Raw genomic sequence first — 1,503 nt, 5'->3', positions numbered from 1 at the left:
TCACTCTCTCCCTATGTTTCTGTAAAGGAATAGAAAGTACTCACAAAGCAAAAAGAAAGCACAAAAGGCCGATCGAAGTGTCGCTTTTAATCCTCTCCCTCTGCTCATCGTAGATGAGATAGGGGGAGTGCACGTAAGGTAAGGGGGTTAAAATATAAAGAAAAGAACAAGATTCTCCCCTCCTTTATCGGGCAATAAAGCTACAAAAAGCGGCTGCATTTCCGGGTTCTTTCTTTTCGGCGATGAAAGGAAAAAATAAATACCTTCTACTTCCCGCGTTCCTGGCAAGATAACCCCGCCGTTCCGTAACACGCCAAACTTCGGGACAACCGTTCAGCCACCGCATCGCGTAAAGTCTGCGGAGACAAAACCTCAGCTTGCCAATACCCCAAAGCATACACCTCCTGTTCGAAATCGGGAGTGATTTTCAAACGGTAATGAAACGTAGAGCCATGTTCGTTCCGGTCAAGTTCCTCTTGACTTTCGTGCAAAGGAAGTGTCCTCAAATAATTAGCTTGCAAAGCAGGGACACGCAGCACCACCTCCTGCGCCGGCATATCGTCGTGCGTAATCCCGAAACAATCCCGGAAATAATCGATGGGAGAAAAACTGTCGGGATAGACGAATGTACGACTGCTCAATTCGAGAGAAGCAACCCGGTCCAAAGCATAAGTCTTGATTTTCCGATCCGTAAAATCCTTAGCGATGACATACCAACGCTGACGAAATAACTTCACGAAATAGGGAGCCGCCAATGTATGCGAACTTGTTACACGTCGGAATGAACGATACGACAAAATAAGCACCCGGTTCTCCTTCATCGCCTCGAAGACGATTCTCAAAAATTTCTGCCCCGAAGGTATATTCTCCAAAACGATTCGATTCCGCAACTCCTGACTCTCGTTCAGCATGTTACTCACCGCAAGCGTGTTCAATGCCCACACACGTGCACCGTTTCCCTGCAAAGCATCCGGGTCCTCGATGTAATATTCATACGTAGAAGCATCACACTCGATATTCACGTCAAACATCTCCTGTATGGCCTGACGATAATTCATAAACGTCCGTCGAGCCATCGGCTTGCCGTCCGAATATTCGCTCCGTTGCCACAACCCGTCTATCTCTCTGCGGGTAAGCCTTCCGTAACGCTGCAACGTATCGATCAGCCATACATACCGATTGAAAAGTTCTTTCGCCATAACACAAATCCACTGTTTTATGATTCCAAAAGTAATACCTATCCCGCAATTTCACCAATCACCTAATCACTATTCCAAAATTTTCTCCCGATTCCGAGATCTATTTTCACTTACAACAGTACAACAAACAAGCCACGCACATCAAGGTTCCCTCTATTCACCCTTCAAAACGCCATAAAAGAATCATCGGAAAATATCGAATACATAGAAGCTGTTTTAAATTTATTCCGAGACAGATTGAGACCTATGTTGAAGCAGATTGGAGTCCGAGATAGGCAGTCAATAGCGGGCTATTGACAAAAAT

Annotated in this window: 1 protein-coding gene; it reads right to left on the bottom strand. The window is 45.4% G+C overall.

All coding sequences use genetic code 11. The features are described 5' to 3' along the window. Positions 1-266: 266 nt before the first annotated feature. Positions 267-1,199 (bottom strand): helix-turn-helix transcriptional regulator, encoded by a 933-nt coding sequence (locus tag QVD32_RS13120; protein ID WP_008862919.1) that lies wholly within the window; start codon positions 1,197-1,199, stop codon positions 267-269. Positions 1,200-1,503: the final 304 nt, after the last annotated feature.

It is taken from the genome of Barnesiella sp. (assembly GCF_022723415.1).
Lineage (GTDB): Bacteria > Bacteroidota > Bacteroidia > Bacteroidales > Barnesiellaceae > Barnesiella > Barnesiella intestinihominis.
The sequence above is the reverse complement of the archived record's forward strand: the minus strand, read 5'-3'. Positions and strand labels throughout refer to the sequence as shown.